24 protein-coding genes and 2 tRNA genes are annotated in these 26,280 nt (G+C 60.5%); 15 read left to right on the top strand and 11 right to left on the bottom strand.

The features are described from left to right. Positions 1-128 precede the first annotated feature (128 nt). The 10 genes from AC56DI_RS18700 to AC56DI_RS18655 all read left to right on the top strand — a co-directional run bounded on the left by AC56DI_RS18700 (position 129) and on the right by AC56DI_RS18655 (position 7,525). Positions 129-1,853 carry a tetratricopeptide repeat protein gene (locus tag AC56DI_RS18700; protein ID WP_496347461.1) on the top strand — a complete coding sequence of 575 codons (1,725 nt, stop codon included), beginning with the start codon at positions 129-131 and terminating at the stop codon, positions 1,851-1,853. 1 nt (position 1,854) lies between these two features. Then, positions 1,855-2,472: a lipoprotein insertase outer membrane protein LolB gene (gene lolB, locus AC56DI_RS18695; protein WP_496347460.1), complete on the top strand. Its 618-nt coding sequence runs from the start codon at positions 1,855-1,857 to the stop codon at positions 2,470-2,472. Between the two features lies 1 nt (position 2,473). Then, positions 2,474-3,328: a 4-(cytidine 5'-diphospho)-2-C-methyl-D-erythritol kinase gene (gene ispE / locus AC56DI_RS18690; protein WP_496347459.1), complete on the top strand. Its 855-nt coding sequence runs from the start codon at positions 2,474-2,476 to the stop codon at positions 3,326-3,328. 24 nt (positions 3,329-3,352) lie between these two features. Then, positions 3,353-3,427: transfer RNA gene (locus AC56DI_RS18685), tRNA-Gln, on the top strand. A 58-nt stretch (positions 3,428-3,485) separates the two neighbouring features. Next, positions 3,486-3,560: transfer RNA gene (locus AC56DI_RS18680), tRNA-Gln, on the top strand. A gap of 45 nt (positions 3,561-3,605) precedes the next feature. Continuing rightward, the gene (locus tag AC56DI_RS18675; RefSeq protein WP_324519526.1) at positions 3,606-4,547 is read left to right on the top strand and encodes a ribose-phosphate pyrophosphokinase; all 942 of its coding nucleotides are present in this window, start codon (positions 3,606-3,608) and stop codon (positions 4,545-4,547) included. Positions 4,548-4,671: 124 nt separating this feature from the next. Continuing rightward, positions 4,672-5,268 carry a 50S ribosomal protein L25/general stress protein Ctc gene (locus AC56DI_RS18670; protein ID WP_324519525.1) on the top strand — a complete coding sequence of 199 codons (597 nt, stop codon included), beginning with the start codon at positions 4,672-4,674 and terminating at the stop codon, positions 5,266-5,268. A gap of 32 nt (positions 5,269-5,300) precedes the next feature. Beyond that, entirely contained in the window at positions 5,301-5,891 is a 591-nt protein-coding gene (gene pth, locus AC56DI_RS18665; RefSeq protein ID WP_496347458.1) for an aminoacyl-tRNA hydrolase, read from the top strand. Between the two features lie 32 nt (positions 5,892-5,923). Further along, positions 5,924-7,024: a redox-regulated ATPase YchF gene (ychF, locus tag AC56DI_RS18660; protein WP_324519523.1), complete on the top strand. Its 1,101-nt coding sequence runs from the start codon at positions 5,924-5,926 to the stop codon at positions 7,022-7,024. A gap of 306 nt (positions 7,025-7,330) precedes the next feature. Beyond that, positions 7,331-7,525 (top strand): hypothetical protein, encoded by a 195-nt coding sequence (locus tag AC56DI_RS18655; RefSeq protein WP_496347457.1) that lies wholly within the window; start codon positions 7,331-7,333, stop codon positions 7,523-7,525. A 210-nt stretch (positions 7,526-7,735) separates the two neighbouring features. On the opposite strand, the gene AC56DI_RS18650 is transcribed toward AC56DI_RS18655, so the two are convergent. Continuing rightward, entirely contained in the window at positions 7,736-8,215 is a 480-nt protein-coding gene (locus AC56DI_RS18650; RefSeq protein WP_324519521.1) for a YajQ family cyclic di-GMP-binding protein, read from the bottom strand. 157 nt (positions 8,216-8,372) lie between these two features. Here AC56DI_RS18650 and AC56DI_RS18645 point away from each other — a divergent pair, with 157 nt between their 5' ends. Genes AC56DI_RS18645 through AC56DI_RS18630 form a run of 4 tightly spaced genes read left to right on the top strand, consistent with a single transcriptional unit; the run spans position 8,373 to position 12,900 of the window. After that, positions 8,373-9,338: a response regulator gene (locus AC56DI_RS18645; protein WP_496347456.1), complete on the top strand. Its 966-nt coding sequence runs from the start codon at positions 8,373-8,375 to the stop codon at positions 9,336-9,338. 4 nt (positions 9,339-9,342) lie between these two features. Beyond that, the gene (locus tag AC56DI_RS18640; protein ID WP_496347455.1) at positions 9,343-10,254 is read left to right on the top strand and encodes a putative 2-dehydropantoate 2-reductase; all 912 of its coding nucleotides are present in this window, start codon (positions 9,343-9,345) and stop codon (positions 10,252-10,254) included. A 48-nt stretch (positions 10,255-10,302) separates the two neighbouring features. Then, the gene (locus AC56DI_RS18635) at positions 10,303-12,321 is read left to right on the top strand and encodes a sensor histidine kinase (RefSeq protein WP_496347454.1); all 2,019 of its coding nucleotides are present in this window, start codon (positions 10,303-10,305) and stop codon (positions 12,319-12,321) included. A gap of 3 nt (positions 12,322-12,324) precedes the next feature. Continuing rightward, complete coding sequence (locus AC56DI_RS18630) at positions 12,325-12,900, top strand: cob(I)yrinic acid a,c-diamide adenosyltransferase (protein ID WP_496347453.1); 576 nt, start codon at positions 12,325-12,327, stop codon at positions 12,898-12,900. 79 nt (positions 12,901-12,979) lie between these two features. On the opposite strand, the gene AC56DI_RS18625 is transcribed toward AC56DI_RS18630, so the two are convergent. From AC56DI_RS18625 to secA, 4 genes are all read right to left on the bottom strand, one after another. Beyond that, positions 12,980-13,921: a Nudix family hydrolase gene (locus AC56DI_RS18625; protein ID WP_496347452.1), complete on the bottom strand. Its 942-nt coding sequence runs from the start codon at positions 13,919-13,921 to the stop codon at positions 12,980-12,982. Continuing rightward, on the bottom strand, positions 13,918-14,550 hold the full coding sequence (locus AC56DI_RS18620; RefSeq protein WP_496347451.1) for a glutathione S-transferase family protein: 633 nt from the start codon (positions 14,548-14,550) through the stop codon (positions 13,918-13,920). The genes AC56DI_RS18625 and AC56DI_RS18620 overlap by 4 nt, the downstream gene beginning before the upstream one ends. A gap of 136 nt (positions 14,551-14,686) precedes the next feature. Continuing rightward, on the bottom strand, positions 14,687-15,904 hold the full coding sequence (gene argJ / locus AC56DI_RS18615; RefSeq protein WP_496347450.1) for a bifunctional glutamate N-acetyltransferase/amino-acid acetyltransferase ArgJ: 1,218 nt from the start codon (positions 15,902-15,904) through the stop codon (positions 14,687-14,689). 85 nt (positions 15,905-15,989) lie between these two features. Continuing rightward, positions 15,990-18,728 carry a preprotein translocase subunit SecA gene (gene secA / locus AC56DI_RS18610; protein WP_496347449.1) on the bottom strand — a complete coding sequence of 913 codons (2,739 nt, stop codon included), beginning with the start codon at positions 18,726-18,728 and terminating at the stop codon, positions 15,990-15,992. A gap of 217 nt (positions 18,729-18,945) precedes the next feature. Here secA and AC56DI_RS18605 point away from each other — a divergent pair, with 217 nt between their 5' ends. Continuing rightward, the gene (locus AC56DI_RS18605; RefSeq protein ID WP_324519512.1) at positions 18,946-19,410 is read left to right on the top strand and encodes a DciA family protein; all 465 of its coding nucleotides are present in this window, start codon (positions 18,946-18,948) and stop codon (positions 19,408-19,410) included. 74 nt (positions 19,411-19,484) lie between these two features. Here the strand turns inward: AC56DI_RS18605 and lpxC are convergent, their stop codons facing one another. From lpxC to murC, 6 genes are all read right to left on the bottom strand, one after another. Then, positions 19,485-20,396, bottom strand: coding sequence for a UDP-3-O-acyl-N-acetylglucosamine deacetylase (gene lpxC / locus AC56DI_RS18600; RefSeq protein WP_324519511.1), 912 nt, complete (start codon positions 20,394-20,396; stop codon positions 19,485-19,487). Positions 20,397-20,508: 112 nt separating this feature from the next. Continuing rightward, the gene (gene ftsZ, locus AC56DI_RS18595) at positions 20,509-21,699 is read right to left on the bottom strand and encodes a cell division protein FtsZ (protein WP_496347448.1); all 1,191 of its coding nucleotides are present in this window, start codon (positions 21,697-21,699) and stop codon (positions 20,509-20,511) included. 59 nt (positions 21,700-21,758) lie between these two features. After that, positions 21,759-23,006, bottom strand: a complete 1,248-nt coding sequence (gene ftsA, locus AC56DI_RS18590) for a cell division protein FtsA (protein ID WP_324519509.1) — start codon at positions 23,004-23,006, stop codon at positions 21,759-21,761. Between the two features lie 17 nt (positions 23,007-23,023). Beyond that, positions 23,024-23,893 carry a cell division protein FtsQ/DivIB gene (locus AC56DI_RS18585; protein ID WP_324519508.1) on the bottom strand — a complete coding sequence of 290 codons (870 nt, stop codon included), beginning with the start codon at positions 23,891-23,893 and terminating at the stop codon, positions 23,024-23,026. Positions 23,894-23,897: 4 nt separating this feature from the next. Continuing rightward, positions 23,898-24,845: a D-alanine--D-alanine ligase gene (locus AC56DI_RS18580; protein ID WP_496347447.1), complete on the bottom strand. Its 948-nt coding sequence runs from the start codon at positions 24,843-24,845 to the stop codon at positions 23,898-23,900. Further along, positions 24,842-26,263, bottom strand: a complete 1,422-nt coding sequence (gene murC / locus AC56DI_RS18575) for a UDP-N-acetylmuramate--L-alanine ligase (RefSeq protein ID WP_496347553.1) — start codon at positions 26,261-26,263, stop codon at positions 24,842-24,844. Before murC ends, AC56DI_RS18580 begins: the two co-directional genes overlap by 4 nt. Between the last annotated feature and the right edge of the window lie 17 nt (positions 26,264-26,280).

The following is a 26,280-nucleotide window of genomic DNA, read 5'->3' as shown; positions in this document are numbered from 1 at the left end:
GAACAACCACTGCGCTGTTTTGTCAGCCGCCAGAGCACACCCGACGATAGACAGAGCCAGGCCCCATGGGCTTGCCGAAAGGCTTGTGGCATGATGCCGGAACCGCAAGCAAGTCGTATTTCCCGCCCATGAATAGATCTTTTGCATTGCTGGCCGCTCTGACATTACTGGGCGGCTGCCAAACCTTGGACTCCACCTCGCCAGCGCCGACGCCTGCGGTTGTCGACGTGCCGGCCGCGCCGAGCAAGCCCAAGGTGTACCGCTCGTTTAGCGAAGACAGCCTGTTCGCCCTGCTCAGTGCCGAGCTGGCCGGCCAGCGCAACCGCTACGACCTGGCCCTGAGCAACTATGTAGAGCAAGCGAACACCACCCAGGATGCCGGCGTTGCCGAGCGTGCCTTTCGTATTGCCGAATACCTGGGCGCCGAACAGGCAGCACTGGAGACGGCGCAAATCTGGGCCAAGAACGCCCCGGACAACCTTGATGCCCAGCGCGCCACGGCCATTCAGCTGGCCCGCGCAGGTCAATACGAACGCGCCATGCAAATCATGGAAACAGTCCTGCAAGCCCAGGGCGACACGCACTTCGACTTCCTCGCTCTGTCTGCGGCAGAAACCGACCCCGACACCCGCAACGGCCTGCTGCACAGCTTTGACCGCCTGCTGCTGAAACACCCGGAAAACGGCCAACTGCTGTTTGGCAAAGCGCTGTTACTGCAACAGGACGGTAAACCCGAAGCGGCCCTGCAACTGCTGGAAGCACACAGCGCCAGCAGCCAGGAGGTCACGCCACTGCTGCTGCGCGTGCGCCTGCTGCAAACCCTGCAGCGGGCGGACGAAGCCGTACCCCTGCTGGAGGACGGCATTCGCCTGCATCCCGACGAGAAACGCCTGCGCCTGACTTACGCCCGCCTGCTGGTCGATCAGGAGCGCATGGACGACGCCCGCGCCGAGTTCGCCAGCCTGGTGCAACAATTCCCCGAGGACGACGACCTGCGCCTTTCCCTCGCCCTCGTCTGCATGGAAAACCAGGACTGGCTGGCCGCGTCGGCCTATTTCGAAGAACTGATCGGCCGCAATGCCCACGTGGACGCCGCCCACTTCAACCTTGGGCGCGCCTATGAAGAACGCAACGAACCCGACAACGCCCTGAATGAGTACGCTCAGGTCGGCCCCGGCACCGACTATCTCCCCGCCCAGATGCGCCAGACCGAACTCCTGCTCAGCGCCAAACGCGTCGAGCAAGCCAGCAATCGCCTGAGCAAAGCCCGCGACGAGCAGCCCGACTACGCCATCCAGCTGTACCTGATCGAAACCGAGGCGCTGGCCAAGCATCAGCACATCGACCGGGCCTGGGGCATCGTCGAACAAGCGCTGCTGCAATACCCAGATGACCTCAACCTGCTCTACACCCGCGCCATGCTGGCGGAAAAACGCGACGACCTGAGCCAACTGGAAGCGGATCTGCGCAGCATCCTCGCCCGCGAACCAGAAAACGCCATGGCCCTTAACGCCCTCGGCTACACCCTGGCAGACCGCACCACGCGCTATGCCGAAGCCCGCGCCTTGATTGAACAGGCCTACCAGCTCAACCCCCAGGACCCGGCGGTGCTCGACAGTCTCGGCTGGGTGAACTTCCGCCAAGGCCAGCTGGATGTTGCCGAGGGCTTGCTGCGCCAAGCCCTGGAGAACTTCCCAGACGCCGAGGTGGCCGCCCACCTGGGTGAAGTGCTGTGGGCCAACGGCAAGCAACGCGAAGCGCGCAAGGTCTGGGCTGCGGCCCTGGCCAACGACCCTGAGAGCCCGATCCTGCGCAGCACCCTGTTACGCCTGACCGGCGCCGAGACTCTTTAACATGCACCTACGCCACCTGATTGCCATTGGCTGCCTGGCGCTGCTCAGCGGCTGCGCCGGCCTGACATCCCACGAAACCCTCAGCGGCCAGGGCGACCCAGCCCAGTGGCAAGCCCACAAAGCCCAGGCCGGTCAGCTCAATGGCTGGCAAATCAGTGGCAAGGTGGGCATTCGCTCACCGCGCGAGTCCGGCAGCGCCACCCTGTTCTGGCTGCAGCGCCAAGACTATTTCGACATCCGCCTGGCCGGCCCCATGGGCCGAGGCGCTGCACGCCTGACCGGCCGCCCAGGCGCCGTCAGCCTCGACGCAGCCAATCAAGGGCAGTTTCAAGCTGAGTCCGCCGAAGCCTTGCTGCAACAACAACTGGGCTGGAGCCTGCCAGTCGCCCACCTGTTCTGGTGGATTCGCGGCTTACCAGCCGAAGACAGCAAGAGCCGCCTGACCCTCGACAGCGAAAGCCGCCTGGCCAAGCTGGAACAGGACGACTGGCAGGTTGAATACCTCAGCTACGTGCAACAAAACGGCTACTGGCTGCCCGAACGCATGAAGCTGCATGGCGCCAACCTCGACATCACCTTGGTGATCAAGGACTGGCAACCGCGCCAGCTGGGTCAGTGAGATGCCTGCCCGCCTGACCCTGCCAGCCCCGGCCAAGCTCAACCTGATGCTGCACATCCTCGGTCGCCGCGCCGATGGCTACCACGAACTGCAAACCCTGTTTCAGTTTCTCGAGCATGGCGATGAACTTAGCTTTGCCCTGCGCAGTGACGGTCAGATCTGTCTGCACGACGAACTGAGCGACGTCCCCCACGACAGCAACCTGATTGTTAAAGCCGCCCGTCAGCTGCAACACGCCAGTGGCTGCCCGTTGGGCGCCGACATCTGGCTGGACAAGCGCCTGCCCATGGGTGGCGGTCTCGGCGGCGGCAGCTCGGATGCCGCCACCACCCTGCTCGGCCTCAATCACCTCTGGCAACTGGACTGGGATGAAGATCGCCTGGCGGCACTAGGCCTGGGCCTGGGCGCCGACGTGCCGGTGTTCGTTCGCGGCCACGCTGCATTTGCCGAAGGTGTCGGGGAAAAACTCACCGCCGTTGAGCTTGAGGAGCCCTGGTTTCTCGTGGCAATTCCGCAAGTGCTTGTCAGCACAGCAGAAGTTTTCTCCGACCCCGAGTTGACACGGGATACGCCGGCCAATAAACTTCGCAGCCTTCTTGAGGGGGGCGGTCGTAATGACTGTCAGCCGGTGGTTCAGAAGCGTTATGCAGAAGTCGATAACGCTTTGATCTTGTTGAACAAATTTGTTCCTGCAAGATTGACCGGCACTGGAGCTTGTGTGTTTGGGAGCTTCCCAAACCAGGACGATGCTGATAAAGTCGCCCGCCAACTTCCAGCCACTTTGCCGTGCTTCGTAGCCCAGGGTCGCAACGTTTCGATGTTGCATCGCAAGCTAAGAGAACTGGCAGGGAAGTAGATGTGGTTCGAGAGTTAAACGGATAGGGGCGTCGCCAAGCGGTAAGGCAGCAGGTTTTGATCCTGCCATGCGTTGGTTCGAATCCAGCCGCCCCTGCCATCTCCGCCCTGGAGCGGATACCTAACCTCGTTCAATAACATCTAGTCACACCGGATACAGGGGCGTCGCCAAGCGGTAAGGCAGCAGGTTTTGATCCTGCCATGCGTTGGTTCGAATCCAGCCGCCCCTGCCATATTCTTTACTCATCCAGGTTACCCTCAGCCGACAGGTACTGCGCGTGTCCAAGATGATGGTCTTTACGGGGAACGCTAACCCCGATCTGGCTCGGCGTGTTGTACGTCAGCTGCATATCCCCCTCGGTGACGCCTCTGTAGGCAAGTTCTCCGATGGCGAGATCAGCGCCGAAATCAACGAAAACGTTCGTGGTAAGGACGTATTCCTGATTCAACCGACGTGCGCGCCAACCAACGATAACCTGATGGAACTGGTGGTAATGGCAGACGCCTTCCGCCGCTCCTCGGCATCCCGCATCACTGCGGTAATCCCCTACTTCGGTTACGCCCGCCAGGATCGCCGTCCGCGTTCTGCTCGGGTAGCCATCAGCGCCAAAGTGGTGGCTGACATGCTGACTGTTGTGGGCATCGACCGGGTTCTTACCGTCGATCTGCATGCCGACCAAATTCAGGGTTTCTTCGATATTCCGGTAGATAACATCTACGGCTCCCCGGTTCTGGTGGATGACATCGTCGATCAACGCTTCGAAAACCTGATGATTGTCTCCCCCGACATTGGCGGCGTAGTGCGCGCCCGTGCCGTGGCCAAGACCCTCGGTGTTGACCTGGCGATCATCGACAAGCGTCGCCCTAAGGCTAACCAGTCGGAAGTGATGCATATCATCGGCGACGTTGAAGGCCGTACCTGCGTACTGGTCGACGACATGGTCGATACCGCCGGCACCCTCGGCCACGCTGCCAAGGCCCTCAAGGACCACGGCGCTGCCAAGGTCATTGCCTACTGCACCCACCCGGTGCTGTCGGGTCGCGCGATTGAGAACATTGAAAAATCCGTGCTGGACGAGCTGGTGGTGACCAACACCATTCCACTGTCTGCCGCGGCACAAGCTTGTGGTCGTATCCGCCAACTGGATATCGCCCCGATAGTCGCTGAAGCGGTCCGCCGCATCAGCAATGAAGAATCGATCAGCGCCATGTTCCGCTAAGACCTCGCGTCTTCAGCCTGCACCGCCGAACGAAAAGCGCCCCGCCTAGTGCGGGGCTTTTTGCCCAACCGCCCGAGCGCCGGTCGCAAGCGCTACGGGCGTTGTTGTTATCTGGAGAAACACCATGACTGTTGAATTCACTCTGAATGCTGAAGCGCGTTCCGACCTGGGGAAAGGTGCGAGCCGCCGCCTGCGTCGTCTCGCCAGCCAAGTTCCTGCCGTAATCTACGGCGGCGACAAGGCCCCTGTTTCCATCAGCCTGCTGGCTAAAGAAGTCGCCAAGCTGCTGGAAAACGAAGCTGCCTACAGCCACGTTATCGCCCTGACTGTTGATGGCGCGGTAGAAACCGTTGTGATCAAAGCCCTGCAGCGCCACCCGGCCAAAGGCCACGTGCTGCACGCTGACTTCGTTCGCGTCGTAGCCGGCCAGAAGCTGACCGCTCACGTACCCCTGCACTTCCTCAACCAAGAAACTTCGGTTGGCGTGAAGCAGCAAGGCGGCGAAGTGTCCCACAGCGCTGTAGAAGTTGAAGTTTCCTGCCTGCCGAAAGACCTGCCGGAATTCATCAACGTCGACATGGCTAACGTAGAAGTCGGCCAGATTCTGCACATGTCTGACCTGGTTCTGCCAGCTGGCGTTGAACTGGTTGCACTGGCTCACGGCAAAGACCTGCCGATCGCCAACATCCACGCTTCGCGCGTAGCAAAAGACGCCGAGTAATTTACTCGTCGGCCTAAAGAAGGGCTCCCGTCGTGACTGCCGTCCAACTGATCGTCGGCCTAGCTAATCCAGGCACTGAATACGAACAGACGCGGCATAACGCGGGAGCCCTTTTTGTTGAGCGCCTGGCCAGCAGCCAGGGCGTCAACCTCAGCGCTGAGCGCAAATATTTCGGCCGTGTGGGCAAATTCAGCCACCAGGGCCACGATGTTCGTCTGCTGATCCCGACCACTTTTATGAATCGCAGCGGCCAGGCAGTTGCCGCGCTGGCGAACTTCTTCCGGATTGCCCCGGAAGCCATATTGGTGGCTCACGACGAACTCGACATGCTACCGGGCGTCGCCAAGCTCAAACAGGGCGGCGGGCACGGTGGGCATAACGGGCTGCGTGACATCATTGCGCAACTCGGCAATCAGAATAATTTCTACCGCCTGCGTTTGGGCATTGGCCACCCAGGGCACAGCAGCATGGTTTCCGGGTACGTTCTCGGCCGCGCTCCGCGCAGCGAACAGGACCTCCTGGACACCAGCATCGACTTTGCCCTTGGCGTACTGCCGGAGATTCTCGCCGGCGACTGGAGCAAGGCCATGCACAAACTGCACAGCCAGAAAGCCACCTCTTAATTCTTTCTACCGCCTTCCGCGAGGGACACATCATGGGATTCAACTGCGGCATCGTCGGCCTGCCCAACGTCGGCAAGTCCACCCTGTTCAACGCCCTCACCAAATCCGGGATCGCGGCCGAGAACTTCCCGTTCTGCACCATCGAACCCAACAGCGGCATCGTGCCCATGCCCGACCCGCGCCTGGATGCATTGGCTGAAATCGTCAAGCCGGAGCGCGTGCTGCCGACCACCATGGAGTTCGTCGATATCGCCGGCTTGGTAGAGGGCGCGTCGAAGGGCGAAGGCCTGGGCAACAAGTTCCTCGCCAACATCCGCGAAACCGACGCCATCGCCCATGTGGTGCGCTGCTTCAAGGATGACAACGTCATTCACGTTGCCAACAGTGTCGACCCTAAGCGCGACATCGAGATCATTGACCTCGAACTGATCTTCGCCGACCTCGACAGCTGCGAAAAACAACTGCAGAAAGTCACCCGCAACGCCAAAGGCGGCGACAAAGATGCCGTGGCCCAAAAGGCCCTGCTGGAACTGCTGATCCCGCATTTCAGCGAAGGCAAGCCGGCGCGCACCCTGCTCAAGACCCTGGGCGACGATGAGAAGCAACTGATTCGCGGCTTCCACCTGCTCACCAGCAAGCCGGTCATGTATATCGCCAACGTCGCCGAAGATGGTTTCGAGAACAACCCACTGCTCGACGTGGTGCAAGCCATCGCCGACGCTGAGGGCGCGCCAGTAGTGCCTGTCTGCAACAAGATCGAAGCCGAAATCGCCGAACTGGATGATGGCGAAGAGAAAGACATGTTCCTCGAAGCCTTAGGGCTAGAAGAACCCGGCCTCAACCGCGTGATTCGCGCCGGCTATGAATTGCTCAATCTGCAGACTTACTTCACCGCCGGGGTTAAAGAAGTTCGCGCCTGGACCATCAAGGTTGGTGCTACTGCCCCGCAGTCGGCCGCTGTGATCCACACCGACTTCGAAAAAGGCTTTATCCGTGCTGAAGTCATCGCCTACGACGACTTCATTCAATACAAGGGCGAAGCCGGCGCCAAAGAAGCAGGCAAATGGCGCCTGGAAGGCAAGGAATACATCGTTAAAGACGGCGACGTGATGCACTTCCGCTTCAACGTTTAAGTCATACGCGCGACAGGCAAAGCCCCTTTTCCAGGGGCTTTTCTCTTTATTGCATGTAACTGCAAGACGACAATTACCTGCTGGCGCCAATACACCAGCAGCGAATAACACTTACACCGGTATATTTATCTCCCAAACGCAAGCAAGACAGCCACATAACGTGAGCAATTGCGTAAACAGCGCTATTCTTTCTTGCAGGACGGACTTTACAATAACCACCGCAACAGACTTAACCCGCAGTGACCGTAGCAGCAAGGCAGCAAGCCTTGCGTTGTCATCTGCCTATCATCAGCAACGGAAAACCACGTGACGAAAGACGAACTGCGCGCAGAACTTGAGCGCCAGGCGCAACGTTACAAGGACGTATACGGCGGGGAAGTTGTTACCTACGCCGCTCAACCGGATCCCGAGCGTAAGCCTTGGCGTAAGAAGGCCAGCCTACTTGATCAGGCTTTTCAGCAAGAGCTGGAAAAAATTGAAAAAGCACGACTGTCTGAATAACTGATCAGGCCCGAGCTTTATCAGTTATATCGCCAGCAAATACTGATGCATGAAGACGCTGCAACAATGCTGCGAGCATGCGTGCGCCTGGCCAGATAGCGGCTGCGTTATATAAACGCAACCGGCAAACACCTTCGCCAATGACTAAAGCCCGCGCGGGCATGCAGAACACTGCACGCCCATAGCAATTATCCGCGAGCCCGCCAGAATTTAATCGCGGAAGTTGTTGAACTGCAGCGGCATACCAAAATCGCGTGCGCGCAGGGCAGCAATGGCTTCCTGCAGATCGTCACGCTTCTTGCCGGTAATACGCACCTGCTCGCCCTGGATGGCAGCCTGCACTTTTAACTTGGCCTCTTTGACATGGGCGACGATTTTCTTCGCCAGCTCCTTGTCGATACCTTCGCGCAACGTCGCTTCCTGCTTCATCACTTTGCCGGAAGCATAAGCGTCTTTGTACTCCAGGCACTGCACATCGATTTTACGTTTGACCAGTGACTGCTCGAGGATCGGCTTCATCTGTTCGAGAATGAAATCGGCATCACCGGTCATGTTCACGGTCAGGTCTTTGACTTCAAAACTGCCTTTGCCACGCAGGTCGAAACGACGTTCCAGTTCCTTGCTGGCGTTTTCGAGGGCATTGGTGACTTCGTGTTTGTCCAGCTCGGACACCACGTCGAACGAGGGCATGGGATTTCTCCAGATAAAAGGACCAGATAAAAGGCGCAAGCAACAGCACGGAAGGAAGGCGCCTTGGCAGCAAAAATGCGGCATTATTATAACCATTCAGCAACAGACCGCCTGGCTATGTACCGGCACTTATCGTCCTTCTTATGAGCCTGCCCAAATGCCCAACCCCCATCTCAGCATCCTGGTGGTGGACGACACCAAGTTTTCCAGCGCCATTATTGGCCGCGCCCTGACCTTAGCGGGCTACCTCGACGTGCGCTTCGCCAGCAGCGCCCTGGACGGCCTCAAGCTGCTCGAAGAACGACCTGCCAGCGTGCTGCTGGCCGACTGGATGATGCCAGAGATCGACGGACTGGAATTGACCAGCCGGGTGCGCCAGTTGGATGAGACAACCCACCACTACACTTACATCATGCTGCTCACAGGGCGCGAGGGTGAAAACGTCCTTGGCGAGGCATTCGAGCGCGGCGTCGATGACTTCATCAACAAGGCCGCCATGCACGAACAACTGGTGCCACGGGTGTACGCCGCCGACCGCCTGTGCAACACGCTGCAGCGCCTGCTGCAGGAAAATCATCTGCTGACCCAGAACATCAACAGCCTGGAAGAGCGCAACCTGGTCGACCCGCTGACGGGCCTGGGCAATAGCCGTTACCTGCACCAGAAGATGCTCGACAGCCTGCGTCAGCTGGAGTCGCGCGGCGGCGCGCTGTGCTACCTGTTAATCGGTTTGGACGACGTGCAGCCACTCCGCGAGCAACATGGCGACGCGTTTTACAATGAACTGCTGCGCAGCGTCGCCCGCCGCCTGCAGCAGCACGTACGCCCACTGGATGTGCTGACCCGCCTGGATGACAGACACTTCGGCCTGCTGACCCTGCTCACCGACCTGCAGGAGTGCTCGCCCACCAGCTTCCGCCGCCTGCATGAAGGCCTCAACCTCAAGGCATTCAAAACCAGCGAAGGTTTTATCTCCCTCAAGGCCGGCATTAGTCTGGTCGGGCTCGATGCCCAATCGCTGCCGACCACTCCGCAAACGCTGCTGGAGCGCGCCAGCCTCCTGCTGCCCGACGCCTGCAGCAGCGGCCGCATCAACGCCGTGCGCTTGCCCAAGGTCCAATAAGGTCGTGACCTGGCATGTGCTCGGCGCCGGCAGCCTCGGCAGCCTGTGGGCCACACGTCTGGCCCGAGCGGGGCTACCGGTTCGCCTGATCCTGCGCAACCCAGCCCGCCTCGCCGCCTACCATCAGGCCGGCGGCCTGACCCTGGTGGAGGCGCAGCAGAGCAGCCTCTATCCACTGAGCGCAGAAAACCTCGACGCACGCGCGCCCATCCAGCGCCTGCTGGTGGCCTGCAAAGCCTATGACGCCGAAGAAGCCGTCGCCCGCCTGGCGCCGCGCCTGAACCCTGGTGCCGAGCTGATCCTGCTGCAAAACGGCCTGGGCAGCCAGGGAGCAGTGGCTGCACGCGTTCCTCGAGCACGCTGCATTCTCGCCTCCAGCACCGAAGGCGCCTATCGCAGCGATGACTTCAGCGTCACCTTCGCCGGCCAAGGCAGCACCTGGCTAGGCGATCCATTGCAGGCCAGCCCGCCACTGTGGCTGGAACAACTCATGGCTGCGGGCATTCCCCATCAGTGGACCGATGACATCAGCGCCAAACTGTGGCGCAAGCTGGCCCTCAACTGCGCGATCAACCCGCTGACCGTGCTGCACAACTGCCGCAACGGCGACCTTAGCCAACAGGCGGATGAAGTTTCTGCGCTCTGCACCGAGCTCAGTGCGTTACTGCGCAGCTGCGGCCAACCCAGCGCCACCATCGATCTGCACACTGAGGTGCAACGGGTGATTGAAGCCACCGCCGCCAACTACTCTTCCATGTACCAGGACGTAGCGGCCGGTCGGCGTACCGAGATTTCTTACCTGCTGGACTACGCCTGCAACGCGGCACAGCGCCAGCAGCAGCCCATACCTCACCTACTGGCTGTGCAACGGCGTCTGCGCGCTTACCTGAGTGCACGCGGTTTGCCCACCACCTAGCCAGCGCGCTACCCTGCCCAGCTAACACTTCCTGCCGACAGACTTGCCATGTCCCTGCGCCAGCGCCTCGAAAACCTCACGGTCAGCCAGAAACTGCTGGCCGCCCTGCTGGTACTGCTGGCCACCGTGCTACTGGTGGCCAACCTGGCATTCATCAGCGCGGCCTACTGGATCTCCCGAGAAAACACCGCACCCCAGGCCCTGCACAGCCTCGGCCGCTTGATCGCCACCCCGGCCCTGAGTCGCGAAGCCCTGACCTCCCCCGGCAAAGCCGCTGCCCTGCTGGACACGCTTGAGAGCTTCAGCACCGTCCGCGCGGCCGCCCTCTACGGCAGCGATGGCCAACGCCTGGCGCAATTACCCCGCGGTGAAAAACTGCAGCTACCAGAGCGCGCCGAACACCTGAATGAATGGCGTCACGACGACTTTCGCGCCTCGAAACTGATCGCCCTGCCGCAACCGGACCAAGCCCCCGGCCACTTGCTGCTGGTTGCCTCCAGTCAGCTGTCGGAGGGCTTCTACCAAGGCATTTTGACCGCCAGCGTGGTGATTCTGGGCTTCAGCCTTCTGCTGTGGATGGTGGTGGCACGCCAGATCAAGCGCCTGGTCACGCGGCCAATCCGCCGCCTGGAAGAACTGTCGCGCCAGGTAACCCGTGAAGAGAACTACGCCCTGCGCGCCCGTCGCGGCAACAACGATGAGCTCGGCAGCCTGGCCGAAGCCTTTAACACCATGCTCAGCCGCATGGAAGCCCGCGAACAGGAACTCAAGCGCGCCCGCGACGAGGCCCAGGTTGCCAGCGAGCAAGCCCGCCAGCTGACCAAGGAAACCCGCCACTCCAACCGCAAACTGGAGATGGAGGTACAGGTCCGCAACAAGATCGAGAAAAAGCTCACCGGCTTCCAGAACTACCTCAACAGCATCATCGACTCCATGCCCTCGGCCCTGATCGCCCTGGATGAGCAGCTCTATGTCACCCAGTGGAACCAGGAGGCCAGCCTGCTCTCCGGCACACGCCTGCATGAAGCCCTGAACCAACCCGTGTTTCTCGCCTTCCCGCCGCTCAAGCCGTTTCTCGGCCTGTTGCGCCGCACCGCCGAGCGCCATACGGTCGAGAAGATTGAACGGGTCACCTGGATCAAGGAAGAATCACCCCGCCATTACGCCCTGACGTTCTACCCCTTGGTGGGCGTCAGTGGCCGCGGCGTGGTGATCCGCATCGACGACATCAGCCAGCGCCTGGCCATGGAAGAGCTGATGGTGCAGTCGGAAAAAATGCTCTCGGTCGGCGGCCTCGCGGCCGGCATGGCCCACGAGATCAACAATCCCCTCGGCGCCATCCTGCATAACGTGCAGAACATCCGCCGGCGTCTGTCGCCGGAGCTGGCAAAAAACCTCGAGCAGGCCCAGACCGCTCAGGTGGAGTTGGCAGCCGTGCAGCATTATCTGGAGTTGCGCGAGATCCCGCAGTTGCTCGACGGCATTCAACAAGCCGGCACCCGCGCCGCCAAGATCGTCAGCCATATGCTCAGCTTCAGTCGCCTCAGCAGTCGCACCCTGATGCCCTGCGAGCTGACCGGCCTGATCGACCAGGCGGTGGAAATCGCCGGCAACGACTTCGACCTCACCGAAAGCTTCGACTTCAAAGGCCTGACTATCGTTCGCGAGTTCGACCCGCAGCTCGGCCCCGTGCCGGTTACCGCCAACGAACTGGAGCAGGTGCTGCTCAACTTGTTGAAGAATGCTGCCCAGGCCATCCACCTGCGCGACCGTGACGACGAGCCAGGGCGCATCACCCTGCGCACCCGCCTCAATCCGCCCTGGGCTGAAATTCAGGTCGAGGACAACGGCATCGGCATGCCAGAACAGGTGTGCAAGCGCATCTTCGAACCCTTCTTTACCACCAAGGAAATCGGCCAAGGCACCGGCCTGGGTCTATCGGTGGCTTACTTCATCATCACCAACAATCACAAAGGTCAGATGGAAGCGCAGTCCTCGCCTGGCGCAGGCACCTGCTTCACCCTGCGCTTGCCCCTGCAGCAGACCATTGCCGAACAAGGAACCTGAGTCATGGGCTACCGCCTTTCGAAGATCTACACCCGTACTGGCGACAACGGCGAAACCGGCCTGGCCGATGGCCGCCGGGTGACCAAGGACCACCCGCGGGTGGAGGCCATGGGCGAGGTCGACAGCCTCAACAGTCAGCTTGGTTTGCTGCTCGCCGACCTGACTGAGCAGGCCACCACCCACCCAGGCCTAGGTGAAGTGATTGACGCCCTCAGCCCCTGCCAGCACCGCCTGTTTGACCTTGGCGGCGAATTGGCGATGCCGGAATATCAAGCCCTCGACCAAGCCGAAATCGAGCGTTTGGAAGCGGCTATTGATCGCTGGAATGAGGAGCTGGGCCCGCTGCAAAATTTCATCTTGCCCGGCGGTTCGCGCCTGGTGGCCCAGGCCCATCTGTGCCGCAGCCTGGCGCGCAGCGCCGAACGCCGCTGCCAACATCTGAATGCCGTGGAGCCTTTGGGCGGCAGCAGTCTGGCCTACCTCAACCGCCTCTCTGACCTGCTGTTTGTGGCGGCGCGCCTGATTGGCCTGCGCACTCAGATCAAGGAGATACTCTGGCAAGCGGCGCCGAAACCCTAGGATGGGTTGAACCTAGCGATACCCATCAAATGCGCCGCAATGGATCGATGGGTATCGACGCTGCGCGCCTCAACCACTCCTACCTCGGCCAAAACGCGCGAATACCGGCCACGCCCTGGGCACCCAGTTGCCAAGCGCGCTCGGTATCGCCGACGCCCACGCCGCCAAGCAGATAGACCGGCAGGTTGAGCCCGTCGATCAACTGCGCCGCCGCGTCCCAACCCAACGGCACGGCCTCGGGATGGCTTTGGGTCGGCTGCACAGGCGACAGGGTGACAAAGTCCACCCCCATCTGCCGGGCCAGAGCCAGCTCTTCGGCGTTATGGCAGGAGGCCGCCAGCCAGCGATGCGCCGGAAACGGGCGGCCCTTGTCGGCATATTTACGCAGCTGCTCAGCTGTCAGATGCCAGCCGGCCGCAGGGAAATCCCCCAGCCACTCCAGCGGGCCTTTGAGCATCACTTGCGCCTTGCCAGCACACAGCCCCACCACGTCCACCGCCAGGTCGCGATACTCCGGGCTGTACATGTTCGGCGCGCGCAACTGGATCAGACGCACACCGTTGGCAACGGAGCTCTGAATGCCCTGCAGCAACTCCTTGCGCTCCAGTTCGTCCGGGGTGATCAGGTACTGCGCCGGCAGGCGTGCGGCGCGCACAATCGGCTGATTGGCCGCTGGGAAGTCGTAGTCCGGCAATTGCCGCGGGCTGACCCAGGCCAGCGGCTGGCCTTCGGCGCCGTGGGGCTCGCCGGTAAAACCGCTGACGTCCCAGACATCCAGCAACACCTGTTTGTCCGGGTAGCCGTGCTGCACCTTGATCAGCGGCCGCGCGGCGGTAACGGCAATGCCCAACTCCTCCTGCAGCTCGCGGTGCAGGGCCGTGGACACGCTTTCACCCGCCTCCACCTTGCCGCCGGGGAACTCCCACAATCCACCCTGATGCTGCTGATCGGCACGCTTGGCCAGCAGGATGTGGCCATCGGCACGACGAATCACTGCCGCCGCTACATGTACTCGCTTCACCACGAAGGCTCCTCAAGGGCCGCCTGCAACCATCGCTGGAAGGCCGGCCACTGGTAAATGGTTGCAACATAGTCTGCCGCCAGCGGCGGCAACTCCACGCGATAGCTGCGCAAACGCGCCGCCACCGGGGCAAAAAAGGCATCGGCGATGCTGGCATGGCCGAACAAAAAAGCGCCGTCGGCGCCGAAACGCGTGCGGCACTGGCTCCATAACGCGACGATCCGCTCAATATCGGCCAAAGCGTCGGCAGGTGTATCCGTAAGCGCCTGGTCATGGGCCAGGTCCATCGGCAGGTGGGTGCGCAAGGCGACAAAACCACTGTGCATCTCGGCACAGGCGCTGCGCGCCACAGCGCGGGCATATTCACCACGCGGCCACAGATGAGCTTCCGGATAGGTTTCGGCGAGGTACTCGGCAATCGCCAGGGAATCCCATACCGGACCTTCCTCGGTGATCAGCAGCGGCACCTTGCCCGTCGCTGAGTAGGCCAGAATTCGCGCGTGGGTATCGGCCTCACGCAGACGGATCAACACCTCGGCATAAGGCTCCTCGGTCAGTTCCAGCGCCAGTGCCGCACGCAGGGACCAGGAGGAATAACGCTTGTTACCGATAACGAGGGTCAGAGACATGCACAGGCTCCAGAGCTAACCAACAAGACCATGGGCTACGAAGCTAAAAGACGCAGCGCAAAAAAGCCAATTCCCGTTAAGCATGCAGGCATGCCTAACGGGAATGCGTGATTATCTCAGCCGGGCAAGGGTGAACTCAGGAGCGGTACTCGGCGTTGATCCGCACATACTCGTGGGACAGGTCGGTGGTCCAGATGGTTTCGCTGCAATCGCCACGCCCCAGCTCGATGCGGATAGTGATTTCCGCTTCGGCCATTACCGCCGCGCCTTGTTCCTCGGTATAGCTGGCGGCACGCCCGCCTTTGCTGGCGATGCACACCTCACCGAGGAACACATCAATCTTGCTCACATCCAGATCAGCCACACCGGCATAGCCGACTGCGGCCAGGATGCGCCCCCAGTTGGGGTCGGAGGCAAACAGCGCAGTCTTGATCAGCGGCGAGTGGGCCACGGCATAGCCGACATCCAGACACTCCTGATGCTTGCCGCCGCCGTTAACCTGCACGGTGACGAACTTGGTCGCGCCCTCGCCATCACGGACGATGGCCTGGGCCACATCCATGCACACCTCAAACACCGCCTGCTTGAGCTTGGCAAACAACTCGCCACGGCTCTCGGTGATTTCCGCCAAAGGCGCCTGGCCGGTAGCGATCAGCAGGCAGCAGTCGTTGGTTGAGGTATCGCCGTCGATGGTGATGCGGTTGAACGACTTGTTCGCTGCATCACGCACCAGGTCCTGCAGTACCTCGGCCGCCACCTTGGCGTCGGTGGCGATGTAGCCGAGCATGGTCGCCATGTTCGGCCGGATCATGCCGGCGCCCTTGCTGATGCCCGTCACGGTGATGGTCACACCCTCGTGCTCAAACTGGCGGCTGGCGCCCTTAGGCAAAGTATCGGTGGTCATGATGCCGATGGCGGCTTCAGCCCAGTGATTCTCGTGCAGGTCGTCGAGCGCGGCTTGCAGGGCGCCTTCGATTTTTTCCACAGGCAGTGGCTCACCGATCACCCCGGTGGAGAACGGCAGCACGGCCTCAGGGGCAACACCCGTCAATTGCGCGAGCGTGGCGCACGCACGCTTGGCATTGACCAGGCCCTCGGCGCCGGTGCCGGCGTTGGCATTGCCGGTATTGGTCAGCAGGTAACGCACAGCGCCCTGCAGACGCTCACGCGTAACAATCACCGGTGCCGCACAAAACGCATTGGTGGTGGTCACACCCGCCACGCGGGAGCCTTCGGCGCAGCGCATCACCACCACATCTTTGCGCCCTGGGCGCTTGATGCCAGCAGAGGCAATGCCCAGTTCAAAACCGGGAACCGGATGCAGGGTAGGCAGAGGACCAAGACCAACAGCCATGTAGTGAGCTCCTTATCGAAAAATTAACGGAAAAACGCCGCGAGCGGCTAAGCCGGTCGCGGCGCAGAACACAGCCTAGCCAGACTTAGCTGATTTGCCCGTGGCAGTGCTTGTATTTTTTACCCGAGCCGCACGGACAGGCTTCATTGCGGCCCACTTTCGGCTCATTGCGCACCGGCTCAGCGGCGCTAACCACGTCGCCCTCCTCGGCCTGCTCGGCTTCAGGGGCAACCATGCTCGGCGCCTCGGCGTGCTGGAACTGCATACGCTTGCCCAGCTCTTCGGCCTCGTGACGCAGACGCGCTTCTTCCTCGGCCGGGTCTTCACGACGCACTTGGACATGGGACAGGACGCGAATAGTGTCGCGCTTGATCGACGCCAACAGCTCTTGGAACAGGGTGAACGACTCGCGCTTGTATTCCTGCTTCGGGTTCTTCTGCGCATAACCGCGCAGGTGAATGCCGTGACGCAGATGGTCCATGGTCTGCAGATGGTCTTTCCACAGATCATCGAGCACACGCAGCAGAATCTGCTTCTCGAAGGTGCGCAGCGCTTCGGCACTGGCCTCTTCTTCTTTCTCGCGGTAGGCGGCCAGTAACTGCTCGGTGATTCTCACCCGTACGCCGTCTTCGTGCAGATTGTCGTCTTCGTCGAGCCATTGCTTGATCGGCAGACGCAGGCCGAAATCGCTGTACAGCGCCTGCTCCAGACCCGGCAGATCCCACTGCTCTGGCAGCGACTGCGGCGGGATGTGCTGATTGATGGTCAGCTCCAGCACTTCCTCGCGGAACTCGGCAATGGTTTCGCCAATGTTGTCCGCCGCCAGCAAGCTGTTACGCATGTGATAGATCACTTTGCGCTGCTCGTTGGCCACGTCGTCGAACTCCAGCAACTGCTTACGCATGTCGAAGTTGCGACCCTCAACCTTACGCTGGGCTTTTTCGATGGCGTTGGTGACCATGCGATGCTCGATGGCTTCACCGGCCTGCATGCCCAGGGCCTTCATGAAATTCTTCACCCGGTCAGAGGCAAAGATGCGCATCAGGCTGTCTTCCAGCGACAGGTAGAAACGGCTCGAACCCGGGTCGCCCTGACGACCGGCGCGACCGCGCAACTGGTTGTCGATACGGCGCGATTCGTGGCGCTCGGAAGCAATCACATGCAGGCCACCGGAGGCGATAACCTGCTGGTGACGCTTCTGCCAGTCGCTCTTGATTTGCGCGATCTGCTCAGGCGTCGGATTCTCCAGGGCCGCGACTTCAACTTCCCAGTTACCGCCCAGCAGGATGTCGGTACCACGACCGGCCATGTTGGTGGCGATGGTCAGCGCACCCGGACGACCAGCCTGGGCAATGATCTCGGCTTCTTTTTCGTGGAACTTGGCGTTGAGCACCTTGTGCTCGATACCGGCCTTGTTCAGCAGCTGCGAAACATACTCGGAGCTATCGATGGTGGCCGTACCGACCAGTACCGGACGGCCCTGCTCCAGCGACTCTTGAATATCGGTAATGATCGCCGCGTACTTCTCTTCCTGGGTCAGATAGACCAGGTCGTTGAAGTCTTTACGCGCCAACTCTTTGTTGGTCGGGATCACCACGACGGACAGGCCGTAGATCTGTTGGAACTCGAACGCTTCGGTGTCCGCTGTACCTGTCATGCCAGAGAGCTTTTTGTACAGGCGGAAGTAGTTCTGGAAGGTGGTCGAGGCCAGGGTTTGGCTCTCGGCCTGAATCGGCAGACCTTCTTTTGCTTCGATAGCTTGGTGCAAGCCTTCGGACAAGCGACGACCGGGCATGGTGCGGCCGGTGTGCTCATCGACCAGCAGAACCTGATCCTTCTGCACGATGTATTCGACGTTGCGATGGAACAGCTTGTGCGCGCGCAGGCCGGAGTATACGTGGGTCAGCAGACCCAGGTTATGCGCCGAATACAGGCTCTCGCCCTCGGCCAGCAAGCCGGCTTCGGTGAGCAACTCTTCGATGTATTGATGACCCTGCTCGTTCAGTTCAACCTGGCGAGTCTTCTCGTCGAGGGTGTAATGACCTTCCTGGGTAACGACACCTTCCTCTTCTTCAACATGCAGTTTCAGCTTTGGAATCAGCAGATTGATCTGGGTGTAGAGCTTGGAGCTGTCTTCGGCCTGACCGGAGATGATCAGCGGAGTACGCGCTTCGTCGATCAGGATGGAGTCAACTTCGTCGATCACGGCGAAGTTCATCTCGCGCTGGAATTTCTCTTCCAGGCTGAACGCCATGTTGTCGCGCAGGTAGTCGAAACCGAATTCGTTGTTGGTGCCGTAGGTGATGTCGGCGGCGTAAGCCAGACGCTTCTCCTGCGGGTCCATAAACGGGGTGACAACACCCACTGTCAGACCAAGGAATTCATACAGCGGACGCATCCAGTTGGCGTCACGACGGGCCAGGTAGTCGTTGACCGTGACCACGTGCACGCCCTTGCCTTCGAGAGCATTCAGGTACACGGCCAGAGTTGCCACCAGGGTTTTACCCTCACCGGTGCGCATCTCGGCAATACGGCCTTCGTGCAGGGTCATGCCGCCCACCAGCTGCACATCGAAGTGACGCATGCCCATCACCCGCTTGCCAGCCTCACGGGCGACGGCAAACGCTTCCGGCAGGAGCTGGTCGAGTGTCTCGCCCTTGGCCAGGCGCGCTTGGAACTCAGCGGTCTTGGCCCGCAATTGCTCATCGGACAGAGCAAGCATTTGCTCTTCAAAAGCGTTAACGGCCTGGACCGTTTTGAGCATGCGTTTAACTTCACGCTCGTTCTTGCTTCCGAAGAGTTTCTTTAACAAAGGCGCAAACATATCGACAGATTCTTCCACGCGTATGGATGAAGGGTGGCAATTAGAGTCACCCGCGCGGCCCTCATGGCCGCTTGCGAAGGCAGCATTCTACCCGGAAACGTCGGCGAGGAAAGCCGCGTTACTTACAGTCCATGACCCAGGTCAGACCCTAGCCCGCCCAGAGCCCTTACCAGGAGCACTCTGCTACCATGGCGCCTCACTCAACCGAGCTCTTGCCATGGCCTTTCGCCCCCTCTCAGCACGCGCGCCGTCGGCACTCCTGCGCGAAGCCAAACCGCTGAAAGCGCTGTTCAGTGCCGCCCAGCGCCTGGACCGCTTGCAGCATCTGCTGGAGAGCCAGTTGCAACCGGCCGCACGGGAACATTGCCACCTGGCCTCCTGGCGCGAAGGCTGCCTGCTATTAATAGTCACTGACGGCCACTGGGCGACACGCCTGCGCTACCAGCAACGTCGCCTACAACGGCAACTGCAGTTGATCGAGGAGTTCGCCGGTCTGCAGCGCATCCTGTTCAAGGTCCAGCCCGCCTACCATCCACAGCAGCCCGCCAATCAAAGCATGGTGCTTTCCAGCGCCGCCGCCGAAAGCATCCAGACCACGGCTGACGGTATCAGCGACCCCAAATTGCGCGCAGCCCTGGAGCGCTTGGCCAGCCACGTGAAAAAGCCCGACAGCGCCAGCTAATAACAGGTAAACAACGCGCATAAAAAAAGCCACCCGTAGATGGCTTTAATAAGGGAGGGTAAAACAGGTACTGCTTACACCGCCGCAACCGGGCGCATGTAGGAGATGGGCGCCGTACTGGCGTCATCAAAGGTCACGACTTCCCAAGCATCTGTCTGCGCAATCAGCGCGCGCAGCAGTTGATTGTTCAGCGCATGGCCGGACTTGAAGCCACGGAATTCGCCAATCAGGCTGTTGCCGAGCAAGTACAGATCGCCAATGGCATCGAGAATCTTGTGCTTCACGAATTCGTCCTCATAACGCAGGCCGTCTTCGTTCAGTACGCGAAACTCATCAACCACAATGGCGTTATCCACACTGCCGCCAAGCGCCAGGTTCTGCGTCCGCAGAAACTCGATATCGCGCATAAAGCCGAAAGTCCGCGCACGGCTGACTTCCTTGACGAACGAGGTGCTGGAGAAATCCACGCAGGCCGACTGGGTGCGGTTGTGGAACACTGGGTGATCGAAGTCGATTTCGAAGCTCACTTTGAAGCCATCGAACGGCAGGAAGGTGGCACGCTTGCCAGCCTCCTCGACGGTGACTTCACGCTTGATGCGAATGAACTTCTTCGGCGCGTCCTGTTCTTCCAGGCCTGCCGATTGAATCAGAAACACAAAGGGACCGGCGCTGCCGTCCATGATCGGTACTTCTGACGCGGAGAGCTCGACGTAGGCGTTATCGATGCCCAGGCCAGCCATGGCCGAAAGCAGGTGCTCTACCGTGTCCACCTTGACCTCACCATTGACCAGGGTCGTCGACATGGTGGTTTCGCCAACATTCTCGGCACGGGCGGCGATTTCCACCACCGGATCGAGATCGGTACGACGGAACACGATACCCGTGTCCACCGGAGCCGGTTTCAGGGTCAGGTATACCTTCTCCCCCGAGTGCAAACCGACGCCGGTGGCGCGGATGATGTTCTTCAAGGTGCGTTGTTTAATCATGGCTTTGGCCGTATGCGCGCAAGTTGCGAATTGTTTTCAATAAAGGTCGGCGATGATAGCAGAACCGACCTTTGCTGAACACCAATCACCCCAATGCTCCTGATACATTTCATCAATCAGCCTGGCGACGCAGGAAGGCTGGAATATCCAGGTAATCCAGATCGTCATGCGGGTTGAGCTTGGCCGCCGTAGCCGCGCTGGCGTGGGCCTGGTTGCGCATCACGGTCGGACGATCCAGGTCACGGTAGTTCACCGCTGCGGAGTCCTGACGAGCGGCCGGAGCCGACACCGAATTGTTCACCACCGAGTGCACGGTATTGTCGATAACCTTGACCGGCTTCTCGATTTTCGCGCCCAGACCGGTAGCAACCACGGTCACATGCAGCTCATCACGCATATCCGGATCGATCACTGCGCCGACCTTGACGGTGGCGTGCTCGGAAGCAAAGGCTTCGATGATCTCGCCCACCGCGGCGTACTCGCCCAGGGACAGATCCAGACCGGCAGTAATGTTGACCAGGATGCCACGCGCGCCCTGCAGATTGACGTCTTCCAGCAACGGATTGCGGATCGCCGCCTCGGTGGCTTCGCGAGCACGGTTCGGGCCGCTGGCACAGCCAGTCCCCATCATCGCCATGCCCATTTCGCTCATCACGGTCTTCACGTCGGCAAAGTCGACGTTCATCAGGCCTTCACGCAGCATGATGTCGGAGATACCGCGCACAGCGCCGGTCAGCACGTCGTCCGCCTTGGCGAACGCAGAGAGCAGGCTGGCGTCCTTACCGAGGATGGTCAGCAGCTTCTCGTTGGGAATGGTGATCAGCGAGTCAACGCACTCCGACAGCGCACGAATGCCCTCGTCGGCCACTTGCATACGCTTCTTGCCTTCGAACGGGAACGGACGGGTTACGACTGCAACCGTTAGGATGCCCATCTCTTTGGCGATCTGCGCAATGATCGGCGCCGCACCGGTACCGGTACCGCCGCCCATGCCCGTGGTGATGAACACCATGTCGGCGCCCTGTAGCACTTCAGTGATGCGCTCACGGTCTTCCATCGCCGCCTGGCGACCGATTTCCGGGTTGGTGCCAGCACCCAGGCCCTTGGTGATAGCGGTGCCTAGTTGCAGGATGGTGCGTGCACCGACCTTGCCCAGCGCTTGGGCATCGGTGTTGGCACAAATAAACTCAACACCTTCAATATTGTTTTTAACCATGTGATTGACGGCGTTACCACCACCGCCACCCACACCAATAACTTTGATAACGGCGCTTTGCGGGACGTTGTCTACGAGTTCGAACATTTTCCCCTCTCCTTTTTTACTTTCTAGTTGTATCGCCTACTGCAACCGCGGTGAAACTTTTAAAAATTACCCTGAATCCAGCGTTTTACTCGCTCAAGTACCGGTGTTTTGGCTTCATCGCTGAAACTGTTGCCGCCGGACATCGAAATACCGTCGGTCTGTTTCTGCAAGCCATACAACAACAAGCCAACACTGGTTGAGTAAATCGGGTTACGCACAACGTCGGCCAATCCTTTGACGCTGTGTGGCACCCCCAAACGCACCGGCATGTGAAAGATCTCTTCGGCTAATTCGACTGCGCCTTCCATCTTCGCAGTCCCGCCGGTAAGAACAATCCCTGCCGGAATCAAATCTTCATAACCACTACGGCGCAATTCCGCTTGAACCAAAGTAAAAAGTTCGTCGTAGCGTGGTTCTACCACTTCAGCCAAGGCTTGGCGGGACAGCTCCCGCGGCGGCCGATCACCCACACTGGGAACCTTGATGGTTTCCCCAGCACCGGCCAATTTAGCCAATGCACAAGCATACCGAATCTTTATCTCTTCGGCATACTGAGTTGGGGTCCTTAATGCCATGGCAATATCGTTAGTTACCTGGTCGCCGGCAATTGGAATGACCGCAGTGTGACGTATTGCACCTTCTGTGAATATCGCAATATCGCTAGTTCCACCGCCAATATCGACCAGGCACACACCTAATTCTTTCTCGTCGTCGGTTAATACCGAATACGCCGAAGCCAGTTGCTCCAAAATAATGTCGTCAACTTCCAGACCACAACGACGAACACACTTTTCAATATTCTGTGCCGCATTCACTGCACAGGTCACCACATGCACTTTGGCCTCAAGACGCACACCTGACATGCCCAGGGGTTCACGCACACCTTCCTGGTTGTCGATCACATAATCCTGAGCCAGGGTATGCAGCACGCGCTGATCCGCCGGAATGGCCACGGCCTGAGCCGCATCCAGCACACGCTCAAGGTCGGCGGGACTGACTTCGCGGTCACGAATCGCAACGATGCCGTGGGAGTTGAGGCTGCGGATATGGCTACCGGCCACACCAACAAAAGCCGAGTGAATACGGCAACCGGCCATCAACTGGGCCTCTTCGACGGCGCGCTGGATCGATTGCACGGTGGATTCGATATTCACCACCACGCCCTTCTTCAGGCCGCGCGACGGATGGGTACCAATGCCGACGATTTCCAGCTGGCCATCGCTGGTCACTTCACCAACCAGGGCCACTACTTTCGAAGTGCCGATATCCAGGCCAACGATCATCTTGCCGCTCTGCACGTTTGCCATGCTCCTTGCTCCTGATTTCACTGTACGGCGGCGGGGTTAGCCGCCGTGGCCGGTACCGGGGTGCGCCAGCCGACGGCCAGGCCGTTGGCGTAACGCAGGTCGATACGGGCGATATTGGCGATTTGCGGCTTCAGCGTTTTCTCGTAAATGGCGACAAAACGACGCATTTTTTCCAGCACATGATCACGGCCCAACAACAGCTCAATGCTCTGCCCGGTGCTGTTCACGCCGGTAGTCAGGAACCAACTGCCGCGCTCACGCAATTCCAGACTGGCCACCGAAAACCCCAGCGGACGCAGCAACTGACTGAGCATCTGGTACTGCTGCATCACCGCCGGCTGGGCGCGCTGCGGGCCGTACAGTTGCGGCAAATTCTCGTAATGGGCCAGCTCGCGCGGGGTGAATGCCTGGCCCTGATTGTTCAGCAAGGCCTCATTGCCCCAACGGGCGACGGGCAGTTGCTCATCCAGCTGAATCACCACCTGGTCCGGCCAGATGCGCCGCACTTCGGCATGGGCGATCCACGGCATTTGCTCAAGCTCATTGCGCATGGCCGTCAGGTCGACGGTGAAAAAGCTCGCTTCGATAAACGGTGCGATGCGCTGCTGCACGGCTTCCCGGCTGATATAGCTGAGCTCACCCTGAACGCTGACCTGGCTGATCGGCCGGTCGGCGTAAGGCAAGGCCCGTTCAGCCAAGGTGTAGGCACCCAAGCCCAGCGCCAGCAACAGCAGAGGCCAGAACAAACGCTTGAGGCCGCTGAAGTCCGCTTTCGGCCGGGCCGCCAGCGGCTCCTTGGCCACCATACGGCTGGCACCGCGCGCCACCGGCTTACGCGACGGTGTGCGCTCGGCGGTGATGGGCGAGTAACGCAGGGTGGCGCTCATGGGCTTAACCTCGCGCCTCAACACTGTCGGCCAGAATCGCCAGCACCAACTGCTGGAAATCCAGGCCGGCGGCGCGGGCAGCCATCGGCACCAGGCTGTGATCGGTCATGCCCGGCACGGTATTGACTTCCAGCAGCCAGAATTTGCCGGCGGCATCCTGCATCACATCCGCCCGCGCCCAACCCTGGGTGCCGACTGCTTCACAGGCACGCGCCGTCAGGTGTTTGAGCTCGTCTTCCTTGGCTGCATCGAGACCGCAAGGGATGCGGTACTGGGTGTCATTGGCCAGGTACTTGGCGTCGTAATCGTAAAAGCTGTGGCTGGTGCCCAGCGCAATAGGCGGCAGCACCTGACCACGCAGCATGGCGATGGTGAATTCGGGACCGCTGATCCACTGCTCCACCAATACCTGGCTGTCGTAACGGCTGGCGTCCTGCCAGGCAGCCACCAGCGCGGCCAGATCATCGACCTTGGCCATACCGATGCTCGAGCCTTCGTGGGCCGGTTTAACAATGAGTGGGAAGCCCAGTTCAGCGGCCGCTTCAGCACAATCCTCGGCGCTGCCCAGCACCGCATGGCGCGGGGTCGGCAAGCCCAGGCTTTGCCACACCTGCTTGGTGCGCAATTTGTCCATGGCCAGGGCCGAGGCCAGCACGCCGCTGCCGGTGTAGGGAATTTCCAGGCATTCGAGCAGGCCCTGCATGCTACCGTCTTCACCGCCACGGCCGTGCAACACAATAAAGGCGCGGTCGATTTTCTCGCGACTCAGGCGCTGCAACAGATCGGCGCCCACATCGATACCAAAGGCATCCACGCCAGCGGCCTGCAAGGCTTCCAGCACAGCGGCGCCGGACTTCAGCGACACCGGACGCTCAGCGCTCTTGCCACCGAACAACACGGCCACGCGGCCAAAGGCTTTAGGGTCGAGATTGGACTTCAACACGGCACTCATTTCGACTCACCTTGTTTGGACTCAGGCGCAGCAGCAAACAACGGGTGCTTGAGCAACTGCGGGGCCAGACCGCCGATATCGCCGGCGCCCTGACAGAGGAGGATGTCGCCAGCGCGCAGCAGCGGTTTGACCAGCGGCGCCAGCTCGATGCCGCGCTCGATGTAGATCGGGTCCAACTGGCCACGCTGACGAATACTGCGGCACAGATTACGGCTGTCAGCCCCTGGAATCGGCGCTTCGCCGGCCGGGTAGACCTCCATCAGCAGCAGCACGTTGGCGTCGCTCAGGACCTGAACGAAATCGTCATACAAATCGCTGGTGCGGCTGTAGCGGTGCGGTTGGTAAACCATTACCAGGCGGCGCTCCGGCCAGCCGGTACGTACAGCCTTGATCACAGCGGCGACTTCACGCGGGTGGTGACCGTAGTCGTCCACCAGCATCACGCTGCCATTTTCCACCGGCAGCTCGCCGTACACCTGAAAGCGCCGACCCACGCCCTGAAAGCCCGACAGCCCGGCCACGATGGCGGCATCGTCGACGCCCTCGTCGGTGGCAATGGCGATGGTCGCCAGGGAGTTCAGCACGTTGTGGTTGCCCGGCATTTTCACCGACACATCCAGCGGCTCACGGCCGGGACGCAGCACGGTGAAATACGTCTGCATACCGGCATGGCGAATATTGATCGCGCGCACGTCGGCGTCGTCACTAAGGCCATAAGTAATGGTCGGACGGGCAATCAGCGGCAGAATTTCGCGCACATGGGGGTCATCCACGCAGACCACGGCAAGGCCGTAGAACGGCAGGTTGTGCAGGAACTCGACGAAGGTCTTCTTCAACTTGTTGAAGTCGCCGCCGTAGGTGCTCATATGGTCGGCGTCGATATTGGTGACCACGGCCACCAGCGGCTGCAGGTGCAGGAAGCTGGCGTCACTTTCGTCGGCTTCAGCCACCAGGTACCGGCTGGCGCCCAGCTGGGCATTGGTGCCCGCGGCGTTCAAACGGCCGCCGATGACGAAGGTCGGATCAAGCCCGCCGGCAGCGAATACCGAGGCGATCAAACTGGTGGTGGTGGTTTTGCCGTGGGTGCCGGCCACCGCGATACCGTGGCGGTAGCGCATCAGTTCGGCGAGCATTTCGGCCCGTGGCACCACCGGAATACGCCGCTCGATGGCAGTCGCCACTTCCGGGTTGGAGGTATTCACTGCGCTGGACACCACCAGCACGTCGGCCGTGGCGGCGTTCTCGGCGCGGTGACCGATAAATATCTGCGCACCGAAGGAGGCCAGCCGATCGGTAACCGGCGAGGCTTTCAAGTCAGAACCAGACACCTGATAACCAAGGTTAAGCAACACCTCGGCAATCCCACACATGCCCACGCCGCCGATGCCGACGAAGTGGATGCGGCGGATACGGCGCATTTCCGGTTGCGGGAACG

The organism is Pseudomonas sp. BGA-UO-ETr-WB11, assembly GCF_059567785.1.
The sequence above is the reverse complement of the archived record's forward strand: the minus strand, read 5'-3'. Positions and strand labels throughout refer to the sequence as shown.

What these genes read in the sequence shown, in the direction of transcription:
- AC56DI_RS18630 (WP_496347453.1), top strand. Translation starts at nt 12,325, where the DNA reads ATGGGCTACCGCCTTTCGAAGATCTACACCCGTACTGGCGACAACGGC.
- AC56DI_RS18585 (WP_324519508.1), bottom strand. Translation starts at nt 23,893, where the DNA reads ATGAGCGCCACCCTGCGTTACTCGCCCATCACCGCCGAGCGCACACCG.
- ftsZ (WP_496347448.1), bottom strand. Translation starts at nt 21,699, where the DNA reads ATGTTCGAACTCGTAGACAACGTCCCGCAAAGCGCCGTTATCAAAGTT.
- AC56DI_RS18650 (WP_324519521.1), bottom strand. Translation starts at nt 8,215, where the DNA reads ATGCCCTCGTTCGACGTGGTGTCCGAGCTGGACAAACACGAAGTCACC.
- argJ (WP_496347450.1), bottom strand. Translation starts at nt 15,904, where the DNA reads ATGGCTGTTGGTCTTGGTCCTCTGCCTACCCTGCATCCGGTTCCCGGT.
- ftsA (WP_324519509.1), bottom strand. Translation starts at nt 23,006, where the DNA reads ATGGCAAACGTGCAGAGCGGCAAGATGATCGTTGGCCTGGATATCGGC.
- AC56DI_RS18635 (WP_496347454.1), top strand. Translation starts at nt 10,303, where the DNA reads ATGTCCCTGCGCCAGCGCCTCGAAAACCTCACGGTCAGCCAGAAACTG.
- lpxC (WP_324519511.1), bottom strand. Translation starts at nt 20,396, where the DNA reads ATGATTAAACAACGCACCTTGAAGAACATCATCCGCGCCACCGGCGTC.
- AC56DI_RS18700 (WP_496347461.1), top strand. Translation starts at nt 129, where the DNA reads ATGAATAGATCTTTTGCATTGCTGGCCGCTCTGACATTACTGGGCGGC.
- AC56DI_RS18670 (WP_324519525.1), top strand. Translation starts at nt 4,672, where the DNA reads ATGACTGTTGAATTCACTCTGAATGCTGAAGCGCGTTCCGACCTGGGG.
- murC (WP_496347553.1), bottom strand. Translation starts at nt 26,263, where the DNA reads ATGCGCCGTATCCGCCGCATCCACTTCGTCGGCATCGGCGGCGTGGGC.
- AC56DI_RS18620 (WP_496347451.1), bottom strand. Translation starts at nt 14,550, where the DNA reads ATGTCTCTGACCCTCGTTATCGGTAACAAGCGTTATTCCTCCTGGTCC.
- secA (WP_496347449.1), bottom strand. Translation starts at nt 18,728, where the DNA reads ATGTTTGCGCCTTTGTTAAAGAAACTCTTCGGAAGCAAGAACGAGCGT.
- AC56DI_RS18605 (WP_324519512.1), top strand. Translation starts at nt 18,946, where the DNA reads ATGGCCTTTCGCCCCCTCTCAGCACGCGCGCCGTCGGCACTCCTGCGC.
- AC56DI_RS18645 (WP_496347456.1), top strand. Translation starts at nt 8,373, where the DNA reads ATGCCCAACCCCCATCTCAGCATCCTGGTGGTGGACGACACCAAGTTT.
- lolB (WP_496347460.1), top strand. Translation starts at nt 1,855, where the DNA reads ATGCACCTACGCCACCTGATTGCCATTGGCTGCCTGGCGCTGCTCAGC.
- ispE (WP_496347459.1), top strand. Translation starts at nt 2,474, where the DNA reads ATGCCTGCCCGCCTGACCCTGCCAGCCCCGGCCAAGCTCAACCTGATG.
- ychF (WP_324519523.1), top strand. Translation starts at nt 5,924, where the DNA reads ATGGGATTCAACTGCGGCATCGTCGGCCTGCCCAACGTCGGCAAGTCC.
- AC56DI_RS18580 (WP_496347447.1), bottom strand. Translation starts at nt 24,845, where the DNA reads ATGAGTGCCGTGTTGAAGTCCAATCTCGACCCTAAAGCCTTTGGCCGC.